The 18,540-nt window shown below is 59.0% G+C and carries 10 protein-coding genes; 4 read left to right on the top strand and 6 right to left on the bottom strand.

Translation table 11 applies throughout. The features are described from left to right. Positions 1 to 5 precede the first annotated feature (5 nt). A complete protein-coding gene (locus tag DXXMK7_RS08650; RefSeq protein ID WP_038918741.1) occupies positions 6 to 1,292 on the bottom strand; it encodes a phosphatase PAP2 family protein in 1,287 nt (428 codons plus the stop codon). A 300-nt stretch (positions 1,293 to 1,592) separates the two neighbouring features. On the opposite strand from DXXMK7_RS08650, the gene DXXMK7_RS08645 reads away from it, so the two are divergent. Beyond that, the gene (locus tag DXXMK7_RS08645) at positions 1,593 to 2,711 is read left to right on the top strand and encodes a hypothetical protein (RefSeq protein ID WP_152490644.1); all 1,119 of its coding nucleotides are present in this window, start codon (positions 1,593 to 1,595) and stop codon (positions 2,709 to 2,711) included. 90 nt (positions 2,712 to 2,801) lie between these two features. Here DXXMK7_RS08645 and DXXMK7_RS08640 read toward each other — a convergent pair whose 3' ends face one another. The 4 genes from DXXMK7_RS08640 to dinG form a co-directional block, all read right to left on the bottom strand. Beyond that, entirely contained in the window at positions 2,802 to 4,667 is a 1,866-nt protein-coding gene (locus DXXMK7_RS08640) for a M3 family metallopeptidase (protein WP_038918739.1), read from the bottom strand. A gap of 98 nt (positions 4,668 to 4,765) precedes the next feature. After that, entirely contained in the window at positions 4,766 to 5,734 is a 969-nt protein-coding gene (gene ybiB / locus DXXMK7_RS08635) for a DNA-binding protein YbiB (protein ID WP_038918737.1), read from the bottom strand. Between the two features lie 176 nt (positions 5,735 to 5,910). Continuing rightward, on the bottom strand, positions 5,911 to 7,077 hold the full coding sequence (locus tag DXXMK7_RS08630) for a YfaP family protein (protein WP_038918736.1): 1,167 nt from the start codon (positions 7,075 to 7,077) through the stop codon (positions 5,911 to 5,913). 169 nt (positions 7,078 to 7,246) lie between these two features. Further along, entirely contained in the window at positions 7,247 to 9,352 is a 2,106-nt protein-coding gene (gene dinG / locus DXXMK7_RS08625; RefSeq protein WP_038918735.1) for an ATP-dependent DNA helicase DinG, read from the bottom strand. Positions 9,353 to 9,564: 212 nt separating this feature from the next. Here dinG and DXXMK7_RS23045 point away from each other — a divergent pair, with 212 nt between their 5' ends. After that, positions 9,565 to 9,672 (top strand): membrane protein, encoded by a 108-nt coding sequence (locus tag DXXMK7_RS23045; protein WP_012770198.1) that lies wholly within the window; start codon positions 9,565 to 9,567, stop codon positions 9,670 to 9,672. Between the two features lie 118 nt (positions 9,673 to 9,790). Here DXXMK7_RS23045 and bglX read toward each other — a convergent pair whose 3' ends face one another. After that, positions 9,791 to 12,109, bottom strand: coding sequence for a beta-glucosidase BglX (gene bglX, locus DXXMK7_RS08615; RefSeq protein WP_038918734.1), 2,319 nt, complete (start codon positions 12,107 to 12,109; stop codon positions 9,791 to 9,793). Positions 12,110 to 13,283: 1,174 nt separating this feature from the next. Here bglX and DXXMK7_RS08610 point away from each other — a divergent pair. Continuing rightward, positions 13,284 to 14,918 carry an NAD(P)-binding protein gene (locus DXXMK7_RS08610; RefSeq protein WP_038918733.1) on the top strand — a complete coding sequence of 545 codons (1,635 nt, stop codon included), beginning with the start codon at positions 13,284 to 13,286 and terminating at the stop codon, positions 14,916 to 14,918. Beyond that, positions 14,915 to 18,490: a pyruvate:ferredoxin (flavodoxin) oxidoreductase gene (nifJ, locus tag DXXMK7_RS08605; protein ID WP_038918732.1), complete on the top strand. Its 3,576-nt coding sequence runs from the start codon at positions 14,915 to 14,917 to the stop codon at positions 18,488 to 18,490. The genes DXXMK7_RS08610 and nifJ overlap by 4 nt, the downstream gene beginning before the upstream one ends. Positions 18,491 to 18,540: the final 50 nt, after the last annotated feature.

Below are 18,540 nucleotides of genomic sequence, written 5' to 3'. Positions count from 1 at the left end.
AACGATTATTTGGTTACAGTCTTCGCCGCTTCCACCGCGTCATGCAGGTTCAGGCGTTGCCAGAAATTGGCGTCCACCCCGCCGGCAGACAGCGGATAGCCGTCGGCAATCGCCGTCTTCACCATCAATGCACGGCGCTGGGCGGCGCTCAGCTGCGGCAGCGGTCCTTCCAGCAGCACTTCCGCCCCTTCCGGCACCTTGACCGGCTGGGCTTTCACCTTCGCCGACGGCAGGTTGTAGGTCATGGTGTAGCGGTAAAACGATTTCATCGCCGGGTCGGTATACGGGTCGTTTTTACCCTGCGGTTTGGCGCACTCGGCCAGCGAGGTGCCGCAGGCTTTTTCCAGCGCGGCACGCAGCTGGGTTTTGGCATCATTGAACAGCACGCGGTATTTCGGATCGTTCAGGAAATGCGCCACGCTGCGCTCGGCCGCCATGCGACCGCCGATCACGTCCAGCGGATAATGCACTCCCAGCACCAGACGGGAATAGCCGTAGCTGGCGGCGCGGTCAATCAACGGGACAAAGCGCTCCGGCAGCATCTGCGCCAGCAGCAGCGCATCGTTATACCCGCCGTTGGTATGACCGCTGGGGAACGATCCGCCCGACGCCGTGTAACGGGCATTATCCGCCACAACCGCGGTATCCGGCACAAGATGGATGTTGTTGCCCGGCTGTTTGAACGGACGCGGGTAGTTAAAGGCGTTTTTCGCCGCCGACGTGCTGACGTTGGTGGCTTTGATCAACGCCGCGGCCTTACCTATTTCGCCTTTCTGGTACACATCCAGAAACGCCTTGCCCAGCTTCGGCCCCAGCGCCTCCGCCAGCGCGTACAGGTAGCGGGTATTTTCCGCATCAATCAGCGCTTTCTGGCGCAACGGCAGGGTCGATTCCAGATTGATGCGCTCAACCGTCGCCAGGTTTTTCTGCAACACCGGCGCCGGCAGGGTTCTGAACCCTTCCAGCAGTTTCACGCTGGCCTGCTGTTGATCTTTCGGGTTGAAAACGTAACCGGTCGCTTTCAGCCATTTCATGTCGCCCTGCGGTTCTCCCTGATCCGGCGCTTTGTCCAGCACCGCGCGGGTCAGCTTCGGCGCAGTTCCCAGCAAGGCTTTTTGCAGATATTGCTGCACCTGCTGCTGCATTTCGATGACCGGGGCGCTGTTGCTGGCCTCGGTGGTGGTTTGCAGCAGGCTGACTTGCGGCAGTTGGGAATCGCTTTGGGAAGCGGCCTGCGCCTGGACTGTCGCCAGTGAGCAAGCCACCGCCATAAACACGTAAGAATAGCGCATGATATGTCCTTTTTATTGTCACGAATTATCGTCAAGGATAGGAAACCGCATCAGCCTAATCGGCGCAGATGACAGTTCGGTGAAACTTTTTTAATAACAGGCACTTTCATTGCGGATATCGCCAGACCAGTATAGGCACGGGCGGCTCCCGGCGCGAGAGAGCCGTACCGGTTTAGCGATACAAAATGAGTATGGAGAGTTGCCCAGCGGCCGGTTTACGCTGGAAATGACCTTGATATAACCGAGCGGGCGGCGAGGCGCGAAATTACGCTTGACCCAGGCCCACTACTAAAAGGTTATATGATGGATATCTTCGAGTATTTCTGTAATAAATGGCAGGACAAAGGCGCCCAATCACTGGGTAACAAATTCTATAATTCACTGGATTTAAATAACATTTCGCACGGCATCAACGCGCTGGAGGAGATGCGTCGGGATGTCACCATCGCGGAATGCATCAGCATTCTGGCGCCCGAAGCCTGGTTTGCGCTGGATGTACATATCAACCTGCTGAATGAGGTCAGAGTGGGTACGAAACCTCAGGCGACACAATGTGAAGCCTTGGGACAAAAGCTATCAAGGGCAGGCAGTTATCTGTTCGCCTCACAGCCGATAGACACATACAGGAAACTGTATGACCACTTTGATGCTTATCTGAAAGCCGCCACCCCCTCCGCGCGTGAATTATCATCCATTCTCTTTGCGACGCCTGCCGTGACCACAAGCAGTGTCCAGGCGCCAGACCCATACGAAAAGGCTCTGCAATTGATCTCCAGCGACAAACCCGTATTGCTGCCTGCATTTGTGGCCGCCCGTTCGATACTGGCGCTGGAAAGTTTGCCGGTGACAGATCTGTCAAAAGACAAAACCGGCGACTATATCAAGCTTGCACTGGAAAAAGGGTCGGCCTACGTCGCCTCAAAAGGGCTTGGCGCCGTCATCGGGACAGTGAGTCCGTTGACATCCGGCGGCATGGTGCTGGCGCCCTGGATGGCCTTGAGCAGCTTCTCCGGCTACATGGAAAAACAGTCTCGCCTGTACGATATGCTGGAAATCATTACGCCATTGCAAATCACTAACGAAACGGTAAAAGACGGGCTCAAAACGGCCATTCACGACATCGATATCGGCGCCATGAAATCCGCCTTTTCCGTCACGCCTTTCGGGGTGCTGTTTACCGCTTACGATGGGATAAAGAAGTGTGCCGAACTGATTAACTTCAAAGCCAAAGATCACCAGAAGTTGGCTGAGTCGCTGCTGACGCTGGCGAAATCATGGAACGATAAATCCCTCAACCGACTGATGTGCCTGATGTTGCTATCTAACCTGTCCAAAAACATCGGGGACGTGATTACCGTACTCTGTCACCCTGACAGCCATGCCGCCGCCAAAGACGTTGCCGGCTGGCTGGAGCCCTGACCGGCAACGTCGGCGTAATAACCGGCCTGAATCACCGTCTCCCGCGGCTTACGCTGCCGGGGGAGACGGCCTTGCCTGACGATTACTCGCTCAGGCGTGAGTCGGGTAAGCGTCTTCAATTACGCGAGCGAACGCCTGACACATGGCGTCGTCGCCGTCCTGGTTGTCCGCCAGCACCGCATCGCCGTCCACCACCCGGATACGGGCGTTAAGGTCGAAATCCGCCGCCGGTTGCGGGCGCGCCACGGCGGCGTCGATAGTCGCCTGCGCCTGCCGCCACGCCTCCTCCACCGTCAGGTTGCATTCACGGGCCAGATAATCCGGATTGAACCCTTCGCCGGTCAGGCTGCGCAACGTTTCATCATGGGTCAGGCTGTTGCCGGGCTGCCAGTAATGGCGCATCAGATCCGGTCCGATCGCCGGGTTATCGGTCAGGTAGCCGTCGCGCTGTTGGAAGAAATGCCGCGTTTGCTCTACCGCCATCATCGCCAGCAGATAGCCCTGATACGAACAGGCCGACTCCATCGACAGCAGATGCGGAATCGCCATAGTAGGACGCGGGCTGCCGTTGATGCCGAGAATGCGCAATTCGGTGTCGCGCGCCAGTTGCAAAATCGCCTTGGGGGTACGTTCCGCGTCATCCATGCAGTACAGTTGCCATTCGAAATACGGCACCAGCAGAATATGGCGTTCGTTGAAGGCACGCATCGGCTGACGAGCACGGATATCGGCCTGAATCAGCGCATCGGGGATCGGTTCGCCCTGTGCGTTATGCGCATAGCGTTTCAGCCAGTCGGCATCCTGCAGCAAGCTATCGCAAAACATCGACTGAGTTTCGGCGTAGGCCATCGAGGTCGGCGGAAACTCCTGGGCGAAACAGGGCGCATTCTGGCGGATATTGGCGAAATGCGCCGCATGGCCGCCCTCATGGAACAGCGTGTTGATGCCGTTGGAGCCGCTGCCGACCTGATCCGGCTGCGCCAGACTGGTAAAGTTGATGCGCGCGGGCAACCACTGGCCCTGATCGACAAACGGCGGCACCGGCTGGTGCATGAAGCCGTTTTCATATTTGCCTTTGCGCACCAGCAGGTCGAGTTGCATCTGTGCGCCGCTAAAACCGATATGCAGGCGCTTGAAGCTGTTGACCCAGCGGGACAGCGACGCGGCGAACGGGAAATAAGGATCCAACTGGCGGGTAACATCGCCGGTGCTGGCGTAACGCACATTCCACGGCTGCAACGCCGCTTCGCCTTTTTCCGCCGCCAGTTGACGCAGGCTGCGCAGGTTGGCGTCACGCGTTTGCGCTTCAAAACGGTCCAGAATGGCGAACAGCTGTTCCGGCGTCATCCGCTCGGTTTTGTTTACCTTGTAATCAAAGTAGTTGCGATAGCCCATCTGGCGCGCAAAACGGTTACGCAGACTGACCAGCGCCGGGAATCCGTGATTGACCAGCCACTGTTCCAGGTCACGCAGCGCCTGCTGCGAACTGCGGCGGCACTCCTCGTTATCATTGGTGGCCTGATTGGTCAGCAGCTCGCCCAGCGAAGCGGAAACCCGCTCGCCCTGCTCATTGAGGTGGGTGGGTTGATGGGTTTTACGGCGGGAAAACAGATCGTTTTCGGCGGCGATTAGCTCATCCATCAGCGCCTGAGCCTGCGGATCTTCAATCACATTGCAGTCAAAAAAGCGGTACCAGCCGCGCAAGCCGTGCAGCAGCGCGTCACGCGCCTCGCCGGCGGGGGCGGCCTCAACGGCGGCGAGGTGTTGCCGCAGTTCGGCCAGACGAGATGACTGCGAGATAAAACGTTTCCAGGCGCTTTCCGCTTCAGCGAAACGGGCGGAAACGGTTTCGTCGCCGGTTCCCATATAACGCTGCCAGAAAAGATCCTCTTTGGTTTGATGCACCGCCAGATAATCGCGGTTCAGGGCGTCAAAATACGCCTTAGCCTGTTGCATGTGGTTGTTCCTTTCTTATATCCGTCCTACTTCGAGTCGCAGGCGCGTTGGCTTTCCGGCAACCCGAATTATTTTGGGTATATCGTTAATCGTTACGATCAACCCAGTCGTTTTCGTATCGTCGAGACCGCCTGCTCCATCGAGGCCGCCTCGCCGCTGCCGACCAGACAGCACGCCAGTTGCAGGCGAATCGCCTGTGGTATCGGCTGCTCGCCCGCCAGACAGGCCTCCGTCCAGCGGGCGGTGGTGGCAGCATCCTTCGCCGAAGGCAACGCCGCGCTGTCTGCCACGATATCCTGCCGCCATTGCAGGATGTCCCGCTGTTGTTCACGGATAAAATGAATTTCCGGGCAGCGCTGCGGGTTAGCGTAGACCTCGCCTTCGGTGCCGTGCATCAACAACGCGCGGCCGTTAATGTCCTGAAAGAACGTGCCGACCCGGCCGACGTACTCCGGATGCGACACGCTTGCCAGCCGCAGCGCCGCCGACTCATCAAACGGCGTAGCCAGTTTGGCCAGCGTATGGGCGCTGTTGCGTACGCCCATACGCCAGCGTAGATCCAACTGACGCTCTATGGCGGGGCACAGCAGCGACACCGGCATAAATACCGGCTCGCCCCGATCGAGGCGCTGCTGTGCTGCCTGCGCGTCGTTCACCGGCGCGATGCCCAGTTCACGAAAAATCGCCTCGCTGGTGACACGGGTCGGGTCGTTGCTCACGCCGTGCACCACCACCGGCAGTCCCAGCCGGTGCAGCAGCAACGCCAGCAATGGCGTCAGGTTGGCCTGTTTGCGGGCGCCGTTATAGCTGGGGATAACCACCGGTATCGGACCGCCGGCCGGCGCGGACAGACGCAACGTCTGTTCGCTCATCGCCTGATAGAAACCGCGCATTTCGGCTTCGGACTCACCCTTGATGCGAAAGGCGATCAGCAGCCCGCCCAGCTCCAGCTCAGGCACCTGATCATTCAGTATCTGACCATACAGCTGATAAGCCGTGTCCTGATCCAGATCGCGCGCATGATTTTTGCCGCGGCCAACCTCTTTAATGATTCGGGTGTAATCCATGATGTGCTCTCATTGGTAAGGCGACGGTTAGACGGTGTCCCATAGACCGGGCGAGCCGATGACGCCCGTCATGGCAGGACAACTATTTGGAAACATAGCATGAATTTGTCACAGGGGAAGCGTGAAATCGCCGTTGCCGCCCCGGAGTCGGAGCGGCAAGAAAACGCGGTCAGCCGTTACAGCTTGCTTTTGATGCGGCTGATGGCCTGGTCGTAGCTGGCGCTGTCTTTTTGCGCTTTAGCCAGTTGATAATGGCGCAGGGCGTCGTCCAGTTGCCCGGCCGCTTCATAGATGCGGGCGATGTTATAGTAGGAGCTGGCGCGCACCGTTGCCGCGTTCGCCCCATCCGCCAGCGCGATCGCTTTACGGTTTGCCCAGATGGCTTCCGCGATGCGATCCAGTTTCTGGTAGGCCAGCCCCAGATTACTGTACGCCTGGCTGAACACCCCATCCTGCTCGATCGCCTGCTGGTAAAACGCAATCGCGCTTTCCAGATCGCCGCGACGATAGGCCTCTTCGCCCTGACGGTTCAGCGCTTTCGCCGCCGCCTGATTGACGTTGACCGCACCGGTCGCGGCCCGGCCGGACAGTTGGCCGCTCACCCCGGCAGCAACGTTATTGGGGTCCTGATAGCCGGTTTGTTTGATGGTGTTGATATCCTCAAAATCACCGTTCGGGTTCAGGCGGAACACCGTCCACAGGTTGCCGACCTGATTGCGCGGCACACTATAGGTTCTGACCAGCGATTGCCCGACGTAGACAAACACTTTCGCCTGACTGTTCGAGAGCGCGGCCTGATCCGGCTGATGAATATGCGTGTAGTCGTGTACCGCATACAGGTAGCTTTCGCCAAAACGCTTTTTCTCGATGGTGATGGTTTCCGGGCCGTAGCTGTCGATGTCATCCACATCCAGATTGGCGTCCGGCCCATTTTTATGTTCGAAGTAAATATGGCTGTTGCCATAGACCAGATGCGAATCGAGGTCGGCTGGGTTAGCGCCCCAGGTCAGCACGATGCGCATCCCGTCCAGATTTTTCATCACCGGGCTGATGGCGTAGGTCAGGCCGTCGCACGGGCACTTGACCACCAGGTTGGAAAACCCCGGTTTTTTGATAATCAGCAAGGCATTCTCATCGGCGGTAAACGCCGGCGACAACTGCGCCTGTCCCTGGGTATTGGTACGCCCTACCGCCGTCTGTGCGCCGTCACGTTGCAGCAACACATCGGCATCGGCGATTTTTTTATCTTTAATGGTGGCGTCAAGCACTTCAATACTGACCGGCGCGGCCGAAGCCTGTGCCAGAAATAGCAGTGCGCCAAGCGCCATGATCTTTTTATTCATCACACATCCTTATCGAATCATCAAACGTCAGACTGTCTTGTACAAGCACCGCTGGCCGCGACGCGACAGGCGGCGCACAGTCTGTCACGCCACGGCCAACAGGCCGTGGCGGCGATATGATAGGGATTTGACGGCCGTTTGTCAGAAAAAATACATGAATAACAGCAGGCTACTTATCATCCGGCATGGCGCGCTGTTCGATGGGAAACACCGGCAAGGCGGCCAGTAGTTGAGCGCCGTAGCCTTTGGTCAGTAAGCGGCGGTCGTAGATGACGATTTCACCGAAACAGTCATGACTACGAATCAATCGACCAACCTGCTGAATCAGGCTGAATGAGGCGCTCGGCAAGCTCTGCACCACAAACGGGTGACGCTTGAGGCTTTTCAGCCACTCGCCTTCGGTGAGGATCACCGGGCTGTCCACCGGCGGAAAAGCAATCTTGTGGATATGCACCTGCGACAGCAGTTCGCCTTTGAGATCCAGCCCTTCGGCAAAGGATTGCAGGCCGATCAGCACGCTGGTCTGGCCCTGTTGCACCCGCTGGCGATGCAGTTCTACCAGCCGGTAGCGCGGCTGATCGCCCTGCACCAGCAACATCAGCCGCAGGTCGGGCACCTCGGTGAGAAATTGCTGCATCGCCCGCTGGCTGGCGAACAGCATCAACATGCCCTTGTGAACTTCCCGCCGCAGTTCGGCACGGAAAAATCGCGCCATCTCGGCGAGATGTTCAGCTTCGTGCGCGATCAGCGGTTCATGGCGCATGCGCGGGATCACCAGTTTTCCCTGCTCGCGGTGATTGAACGGCGAATCCAGCGCGATGAAGGTATCGCCCTCTTCCTCGTCCAAACCGGACAGCTCTTTCAGGCGGGAAAAACTGTTGAGCGAGCGCAGCGTCGCCGAGGTGACCACCACATGCGACAGATTGCGCCACAGCAACCGGTCCAGTTGGTCGCACACGCGGATACCGGCGCAGTGAAAATACAGATGCAGTTGATTGTCGCGCCGTTCCCGCAGCAGCCATTTCGACACCGGCGCGTTAGAGGATTTCTCCAGCGCCGCCAGCCGCCATAACTTGCCCTGCGCTTCCCAGTAACCACTCAGACGGCTGATGCGCAGCATCGCCTGATGCAGCTTGACCACATCATGCTTGCCGGTTTTTTCCGCCAGGTCGTTGAGCAGGTATTCCGCCAGCCCGCGCAGGCTGTCGGCAAGCTTAAACAGCCGACTGCAGCACTCGCGCATCTCTTCCGGCAATTCCCCCATCGGGAAACGGTAATCGGCGTCCGGCTGGGCCGGCGGCAGAAACAGGCTGCTCAGCCGTTCGAACAGTTGCAACTGCTCCCGTATCTCGCCACAGTGATCGCCCAGCCTGTCGGGCTGCATCAGCCGCGGCGGCGATTTAGGCGGAAACTGCGCCAGGCAGAGCCCCACCTGCTGAATCAGCTGATCCATCTGGTGCTGCACCGCGCTGACCGTCACCTCGCCGGACATCTCCAGCGCGTCGCGCGCCACATCCGGCACGTGGTGGCCTTCGTCCAGCACCAGCAGCATGTTTTTCGCCTGCGGCAGCACCGAGTCGCTTTCCATCGCCGCCATCACCAGCGCGTGGTTGGTCACCACCACATCGGCGTCTTCGATTTCCCGGCGGGCGAGAAAGAACGGGCATTCGCGGTAATAATGGCAGTTGCGCCCCAGACAGTTGGCCTTGTCGGTACTGATGCGTTGCCACAGCGCGTCGCCGATCGATTCCTGACAATGGTCGCGCAAGCCGTCCCAGGCATAGCTTTGCAGCGCCTGTTGCAACCGGGCGCTGGTGGTTTGTTCCTCGCGGCTGGACGGCAAGTGGTCATCCATAAACAGCATCAGATCGCCCTGCGCCGACGCATCGGTCGCCATCGCCGCCAGATTGCGCGGGCACACGTACCGCCCGCGACCAAACGCCGCGGTGAATTTCAGTTCAGGAATAAACTGACGCAGCAGCGGCAAATCCTTGTTAAAAATCTGATCCTGCAACGCCACGTTGGCGGTGCTGATCACCAGCGTTTTCAGCTCCGCTCGCCCGACGGCAATGCCGGGTATCAGGTAGGAAAGCGTTTTACCCACGCCGGTCGGCGCTTCAATCACCAGATGACGTTGGTAGTCGCCCGCCAGCGCTTTCGCCACTTCGGCGATCATCTGGCGCTGTGGCGCACGGGAGACAAAATCGGGAATCTGCTGTTGCAGCGCTTTATACCAGTCGCCAATCTGCTGCTTTAACGCGGGGGTAAGGGTCATGCCATCTCACTGTCGTTCAATCTGGCCGGTATTGTCCCACAGACCGGCGGCAACGTCAGCAGCCATAATTGTGACGTTGTCACATTCATCCGGATATTGACGGATAACGCGGTTGGCTTGTATCCGGTGCAGGAGGCTCTATAATCGCCGGAACTTAATCATCACCGGAACGTAACCATTTACCGGCCGGGACGTAACAAAAGGATAACCGGATGAATATCAAAAAACTGGGGGTTGTCAGCCTGTTTGCGCTCTGCGCGTTGGGCGGCATCGGCGGCGTGATGCTGGTGGGTTATATCATTATCGTGCACGGCGGCTGACGCCAAACCGGTCGGATCCGGCCGCCCGTGGCGGCGCAGCCGGTTTTCCTGCCCGGCCCCTGGGAATTATCGCAGGGGCCGTCGTTTATCTACAGCAACGAGTGACATCACCAGACGCTTACAGCAAGGTAAAGCTGCCGGTTTTCACGCGCTGGGAATCCAGCCCGATCATCACTTCAAACTTGCCCGGTTCCGCTACCTGCTGCATCTGCGCGTTGTAGAACATCAGATCCTGCGGCGACAGGGTGAAGGTCAGGGTACGGCTTTCACCCGGCTGCAGCATGACTTTCTGGAAGCCGCGCAGCTCTTTCACCGGGCGGCTTACCGATGCCACCACGTCATGCAGATAAAGCTGCGCCACGGTTTCCCCGGCGCGTTTGCCGGTATTGGTGACCGTGACCGACGCTTTAATGCTGCCGTTACGCTTCATCGTCGGGCTGGAGAATTTCACGTCCGACACGTCAAAGGTGGTGTAACTCAGACCGTAACCGAACGGATACAGCGGCCCGTTAGCCTCGTCAAAATAGTGCGAGGTGTACTTGTTGGGCGCTTGTGCCGAATACGGACGGCCGGTCGGCAGCTGGTTGTAATACATCGGGATTTGCCCCACCGAGCGCGGGAAGGTCATCGGCAGCTTACCGGACGGGTTGTAATCGCCAAACAGCACATCGGCGATGGCGTTGCCCCCTTCGGTACCGCTGAACCAGGTTTCCAGCAGCGCGTCCGCCTGCTGATCTTCACGGCTCAGGTCCAGCGGACGGCCGTTCATCAGCACCAGCACCAGCGGTTTGCCGGTGGCTTTCAGCGCGGCAATCAGCGCCTTTTGCTCCGGCGGAATGGTGATTTTGGCGCGGCTGGACGCTTCGTGCGCCATCCCCTGCGATTCACCCACCACCGCGATCACCACGTCGGATTTCTTCGCCACGTCCACCGCTTCATCAATCATCGCCTGCGGCGCGCGCGGGTCGATTTCCACCGACTGGTCATACTGGTTAAGGAACTGGACCAGACCCGGGTGATTGGTGACATTGGAACCTTTGGCGTAATAAACGCGGGCGTTATACCCCACCGCCTTGCGGATCCCTTCGTATACCGTCACCGCCTGCGCCGGACGACCCGCGGCGGACCAACTGCCGATAATGTCGCGCTTGCTGTCGGCCAGCGGCCCCACCACCGCGATGGCGCCGGATTTTTTCAGCGGCAGGACATCAAGACGGTTTTTCAGCAACACCAGACTGCGACGCGCCACATCACGCGCTTCCTCGCGGTGCAGGCGGCTTTCGGCATTGGTGTCCACCGGGTCGGAACCGACCGGGCCGAGATGGTTGTACGGGTCCTGGAACAGCCCCATATCGTATTTCATGTTCAGCACCTGGCGGCAGGCATCATCAATGTCCTTCATGCTGACCAGCCCGCGCTTGACCAGATCCGGCAGATAACGCACGAAATACTCGTCGCTCATGCTCATGCCGATACCGGACTGCACCGCGATGCGCGACGCATCGCTCGGGTCCGCCGCCACGCCGTGCTTGATCAGCTCCTTGATGGCGCCGTGATCGCTGATAGTGATGCCTTTGAAATGCCACTGGTCGCGCAGCACGTCTTTCAGCAACCAGCGGTTGGCGGTCGCCGGCACGCCGTTGATGGAGTTGAGCGACGCCATCACGCCGTAGCTGCCCGCGTCGATCGCCGCTTTGTACGGCGGCATGTAATCCTGGAACATGCGCTGCGGACTCATATCGACGGTGTTGTAGTCACGTCCGCCTTCCGCCGCGCCATACAGCGCATAGTGTTTCACGCTGGTCATCAGCGAATGACGGCCGGTCAGGTCATCGCCCTGAAAGCCTTTCACCATGACGCGGGCGATTTCGCTGGTCAGATAGGTATCTTCGCCAAAACCTTCGGAAACACGGCCCCAACGCGGATCGCGGGTGATGTCCACCATCGGCGCCCAGGTCATGTTCAGGCCATCTTCGGTCGCTTCATAGGCAGCGATCTTCGCCGACAGCGCCACGGCGCCCATGTCCCAACTGGACGCCAGCCCCAGACCGATCGGGAACACGGTACGCTGGCCGTGCACCACGTCATAAGCAAAGAACAATGGAATCTTCAGGCGGCTGAGCTGCATCACCTGATCCTGCATCACCCGGATGTCCTGCCGGGTGACGGTATTGAAAATCCCGCCCACCTGGCCGTTGCGGATCATTTCGCGAATGGCGTGTTTCGGGTTATCCGGGCCGACGCTGATCAGACGGAGCTGCCCAATCTTTTCATCCAGCGTCATTTTTTTCATTAAGTCGTTAACGAAGGCATCGCGCTGTTGCTGGGCGGAAGCCGCCTCCGGCGCAGTCTGTTGCAGCATAGAACCGGGCGTCTGCGCCCAAAGCGGGCTACAGGCCAGACCGACCGCAAGCGCCAGTGAAGTAAACCATTTCATTATTATTGCGAATTCCTTGTGCAGCTGCCGGTTAGGGAACGACAACCTGCCCGCTGATAGTGACAAGACAAGGCGGCTAATGTGCCACAAAACCGTCAGCGGAAAAATGGATATCGCGTATTTCCCGTTACGGATGTGATGTTGAACAAACGTAATAATGACAAAACACAACGATAGCCTTAACGCAATGCTGCGACCGTTGCGAAAAGAAGCGGCACGGCCTGCCTGTAGCGTCAACGACGAATGCCGCAACCACAGACGCCACGGCTATCTTCTCCATACGGTAAGTTGCAGGTACGGTGACGTGACTACCCACGCTATCCATCAGCCCTGCCCCTGAAGAGCCACGCGTTTCACTGTTCAAATCGCCCAGCCTTCCTGTGGCTCGAATTATTGGGGATAGACTCATCAATGTTATTCATTCCCATTTTCAAATGAAGAATGGTCCCCATCTCATTTCTCTCATGCATAGCAATATATATCGCCTTCTCCATCGAACGAGTTGGAGTTTGTAATAATGCAGAGATCATCTGACAATCATCAGTTGAATCAGGCGGCAATAACATCGGTCAACCACGGGATCCCCGGGGAAATACAACATACCTGAAAATTGAATTATCACGATTTCAATTGGCAATATACCAAACTATACAACGATCACTTTTAACCCAGATAAATAATTAGCAACCAATAATAATCATCATTTGAAAAATGAAATATTATTCCACTTAAACATACAGTTAAAATAATTATCCAGTGTAAAACGCCAGAAATGGCATGATAAATAAAAATACTCCCCTTCTGGTTTCACCCAGTCAATATGCGTCAAGTGGTCTGTCATCGACTGCCCGATACAGTCGATTAGCTTATATTTGATCTGCCTCATTTATTGATTATTCCGACGGCGTAATCTTGTCTCAACATTATTTTAATAATCGCAAAATTATTCACCTATTTCCCGACAACACGACCGAAACCGGCCACGTGATTGTCTTTATTTATGATTAATCCTGTTTTCGAAATTGTCCCTGTTTGCGAATCGTCTCTGGTTGAACATTGCCCTTCGCGCATTATCCCCCGCAAAGGCGCGCCACACCGCGGACGACAGCACACAGTGACATGGGAAGCCCCACATATAACAACGAGTCAACATTGGACGTAGAGAAGCAATACGATGAGCAACGTAAAACACGATATGACGCAGCCGCCGGACCTGAAGGTAACCTCAGGCACCGGTCCGGTACGCAGTAAACATCCGGTCTATCAGGATTCCCTGCCCCCGTGCAATCATGCCTGCCCCGCCGGCGAGAATATCCAGTCCTGGCTGTCGCTGGTGCAGGAACAGCGCTATGAAGAGGCGTGGCAACGCCTGATCGAGAATAACCCCATGCCGGCGATCCACGGCCGCGTGTGTTACCACCCGTGCGAAAGCGCCTGCAACCGCCTGCAGGTCGATCAGTCGGTCAGCATTCATGCCGTCGAACGTTTTCTCGGCGACATGGCGCTGGAACAAGGCTGGACGCCGCGGATTACCGCGCCCGACAGCGGCAAAAAAGTCCTGGTGATCGGCGCCGGCCCGTCCGGCCTGTCCTGCGCCTGGCACCTGCGCCGTCTTGGGCATCAGGTGGAAATCCGCGAGGCCGGGCCGATGGCCGGCGGCATGATGCGCTTTGGCATCCCCGCCTACCGTATGCCGCGCGACGTACTGGATAGTGAAATCCGTAATCTGCTCTCCAGCGGTATTACCCTGACGCTGAACCACAAAGTCGAAGATGTGCTGCAGGAAAAACAGCAAGGCGGTTTCGATGCGGTCTTCATGGCTATCGGCGCCCATCTGGCGAAGAAAACCGATATTCCGGCGCGCGAAGCGGGCAAGATTCTGGATGCGGTCAGCTACCTGTCGGCGGTAGAGCGCGGCGACGCGCCGAAGCTGGGCCGCCGGGTCGCCATCTACGGCGGCGGCAATACCGCGATGGATGCCGCACGCACCGCCCGCCGCCTGGGCGCCGATGAAGCGATGATTATTTATCGTCGCGACATCGAACACATGCCGGCGCACCGCTTTGAAGCGGAAGAGGCAATGGAGGAAGGGGTCAAAATCAACTGGCTGCGCACCATCCGCAATATCGACAGCACCACCTTCACCGTGGAAGAGATGGCGATCGATGCCAACGGCCGCCCGCAGCCCACCGGACGCGTCGAGACGTTACAGGCCGACAGCCTGATTCTGGCGCTGGGCCAGGATGTGGACACCCGCGTGCTGGAGCGCATTCCCGGCCTGACCATCCGCCCGGACGGTATCATCGATGTCGATGAACACATGATGACCGCGGTAACGGGTATCTTTGCCGGCGGCGATATGGTGCCGTCGGAGCGCACCGTCACCATCGCCACCGGGCACGGCAAAAAAGCGGCGCATCATATCGACGGCTGGCTGAGGCGCCAGCCTTACCATAAACCGGCCAGCAGCCCGGTTCTGGAATATCCCCATCTGCACCTGTGGTTCAATACCGAGGCCAACGCCAGCAGCCAGCCGGCGATCGCCCCCGAACAGCGCGGCGGTTTTGACGAAATCATCGGCGGGCTAAACCGTGAACAGGCCACCTATGAAGCCACCCGCTGCTACTCCTGCGGCAACTGTTTCGAGTGCGACGGCTGCTATGGCGCCTGCCCGGAAAACGCGGTGATCAAACTGGGTAAAGGACTGCACTACCGTTTTGATTACGACAAATGCACCGGCTGCGAAGCCTGCTACCGGCAATGCCCTTGCCATGCGATTGAGATGAATGCCGAGGAGGTGGCGCAATGAACCAGCAAAATGAATTTGTCATGGTGGACGGCAACGAAGCCGCCGCCTGGGTCGCCTATAAAGTCAGCGAAGTGTGCGCCATCTACCCGATCACCCCCAGCTCCACTATGGCGGAACTGGCGGACGAATGGGCCAGCAAGCGCCTGAATAACATCTGGGGCAACGTCCCGGACATCATGGAAATGCAGCATGAAGGCGGCGCCGCCGGCACCGTGCACGGCGCATTGCAGGCCGGCGCGCTCAGCACCACCTTTACCGCCTCGCAGGGGTTGATGCTGATGCTGCCGAACATGTACAAGATCGCCGGCGAGCTGACCAGCGCCGTGTTCCATGTCGCAGCGCGTTCGCTGGCGACGCAGGGGCTGTCGATTTTCGGCGACCATCAGGACGTAATGGCGGCACGCACCACCGGTTTCGCCCTGCTCTCCAGCGTTTCGGTACAGCAGGCGCAGGATATGGCGATGATCGCCCACAGCGCGACGCTGGAAGCGCGGGTGCCGTTCCTGCATTTCTTCGACGGCTTCCGTACCTCGCACGAGGTTAACAAAATCAGCAAGCTGAGCGATGCGCAGATTCGCGCCATGATCGATGACGATCGGGTGCGGGCCCACCGCGAGCGCGCGCTCAACCCGGATAAACCGGTGATGCGCGGCACGGCGCAGAATCCGGACACCTACTTTCAGGGGCGCGAGAGCGTCAACCGCTTCTACGACAGCGTGCCGGGTATCGTCGAACGTCACATGGCGCGTTTCGCCGAGCTGACCGGCCGCCATTACGGGCTGGTGGACTATCACGGCGCGGCGGACGCCCGCCACGTGGTGGTGGTGATGGGTTCCGCGTCGGCCACCCTGTGCCAGGCCGCGGATCGGCTTAACCGCGAGGGCGGCCGCTACGGCGTACTGACCATTCATCTGTACCGGCCGTTCCCGATGGACGCGCTGCTAAAAGCGCTACCGGCCAGCGCCGAGGTGGTCACGGTGCTGGATCGCACCAAAGAGCCGGGCGCGCAAGGCGAGCCGCTGTATCAGGACGTACTGGCCGCGCTGGTGCATAGTCTGCAACAGGGCCAGCGCCCGTCGCTGCCGCGCCTGAGCGGCGGGCGTTACGGCCTGTCGTCGAAAGAATTCACCCCGGCGATGGCGCGTGCGGTATTCGAGCAGCAACAGTCAGCGCAGGCGAAACCGACATTCACCATCGGCATCCATGATGATGTGACCGGCCTGAGCCTGCCGTGGGACGAAAGCTGGAAACCGGAGCCGGACGAACAGATCCGCGCGCTGTTTTTCGGCCTCGGCGCCGATGGCACCGTCGGCGCCAACAAGAACAGCATCAAGATCATCGGCGAACAGCCGGAATTCTACGCGCAGGGCTATTTCGTCTATGACTCGAAGAAATCCGGCTCGCGCACCACGTCGCACCTGCGTTTCGGCCCGACGCCCATCGATTCGCCTTACCTGATCGGCACCGCCAACTTCATTGGCTGCCATCAGTTCAACTTCGTCTATACCGTCGACATTTTGAGCTATGCGCTGCCCGGCGCCACCTTCCTGCTCAACAGCCCCTACCCGGCGGACAGCGTCTGGTCTTATCTGCCGCGTGAGATGCAGCAAACCATTCAGCAGAAACAGCTCACACTCTACGTCATCGACGCTGCCTCGGTGGCGCACGACGTCGGCATGGGCAACCGCATCAACACCATCATGCAAACCTGTTTCTTCGCGCTCTCCGGCGTGATGCCCAAAGAGAAGGCCATCGAGCTTATCAAGAGCAGCATCCGCAAAACCTACGGCAAGAAAGGCGACGACGTGGTGCAGAAAAACTTCCGCGCGGTGGATGAGACGCTGGCGCACCTGCATCAGGTCACGGTGCCGCAGGGCGACAGCCCGTCGGTCGATCAGGGCTGGACGCTGTCGGAACAGGCGCCGCGCTTTGTGCGCGAAGTGACCGCGGAGATGATGCTGGACCGCGGCGACCGCATCCCAGTGTCCATGCTGCCGGTGGACGGCACCTACCCCACCGGCACCACACGCTGGGAAAAACGCAATATCGCGCTGGAGATCCCGCAGTGGCGCGACGACCTGTGTATCCAGTGCGGCAACTGTTCGTTTGTCTGCCCACATGCGGCCATCCGCGCCAAGTTCTACCATCAGGACCAGCTCGATGACGCGCCGGACGGATTCCGCTCCGCGCCGATCAGCGCCCGCGGCTTTCCTGAAACCCGCTACACCCTGCAAGTGTATCCGGAAGACTGCACCGGCTGCGGATTGTGCGTCGAAGCCTGCCCGGTACGGCATCACGAAGGGGAAACCGAGGTCCGCGCCGTCAACATGGTGGACAAACTGCCGGTGCTGGCGCAGGAAAAAGCCGCGCTGGGCTGGTTCGAACAACTGCCCTGGCCGGACCGCGCCGCGGTGGATTTCTCCACCATTCGCGGCGTGCAGTTCCTTGAGCCGCTGTTTGAGTTCTCCGGCGCCTGCAGCGGCTGCGGCGAAACCCCGTACCTCAAAACGCTGACCCAACTGTTCGGCGAACGCATGATGGTGGCTAACGCCACCGGCTGTTCCTCCATCTATGGCGGCAACCTGCCCACCACACCGTGGGCGCACAATCAGGAAGGGCGCGGCCCGGCCTGGTCCAACTCGCTGTTTGAAGACAACGCCGAGTTCGGTCTTGGCTTCCGGCTGGCGGCCGACAAACATATGGAGATAGCGAAAGCGCAGTTGCTGGAATCAGCGTCGCTGATTGGCGCCGATCTGGTTGACGATATTATCCGCGCGCCGCAGCAGACGGAGAGCCAAATCGTCGCGCAGCGCCGCCGCCTCGAACAGGCGCGCGCCAAGCTGGCGGAGCAGCAGACTCCCGCAGCGGAATCGCTGTTAAGCCTGATCGACCATCTGGTGCGCCGCTCGGTGTGGATCATCGGTGGGGACGGCTGGGCCTACGATATCGGCTCCTCCGGATTGGATCATGTGCTGGCGTCCGGACGCAACGTCAACGTACTGGTGATGGATACCGAAGTCTACTCCAACACCGGCGGGCAGATGTCCAAATCCACGCCGCTTGGCGCGATGGCCAAATTTGCCGCCGGCGGCAAGACCATGGCGAAAAAGGACGTGGCGTTGCAGGCCATCGCCTATGGCGACGTCTATGTAGCGCGCATCGCGTTCGGCGCCAATCCGCAACAGACGCTGGAAGTACTGCGCGAAGCCGAAGCCTACCCCGGGCCGTCGCTGATCATCGCCTACAGCCACTGTATTGCCCACGGCATCGATATGCGTCAGGGGTTGATGCAGCAGAAACGGGCGGTGCAGGCCGGTCACTGGCCGCTGATCCGCTACAACCCGGTGCTGCGCGAACAGCACACCAACCCGTTCCAGCTCGACAGCCTGCGGCCGACCCTGCCGTTGTCTGAGTACCGCAAGCACGAGACGCGCTTTAAGGCGCTGATGCGTGCGCACCCGGAAGACGCGGAACGGATGATGGCGACGGCGCAGCGGGTGGCGCGGCAGAAATGGGCCAACTACGAGATTATGGCTCGCCGGGACGAAACCGCCTTCCCGGATACCCACTAGGCGAAAAAAACCGGCGCACAGCGCCGGCAAGGCTGTCGACAAACAGCCAT

This window comes from Dickeya sp. MK7, from assembly GCF_000406305.1.
In the GTDB taxonomy this organism is placed as follows: Bacteria; Pseudomonadota; Gammaproteobacteria; order Enterobacterales; family Enterobacteriaceae; genus Dickeya; species Dickeya fangzhongdai.
This window is presented reverse-complemented; position numbering and strand designations above follow the sequence as displayed.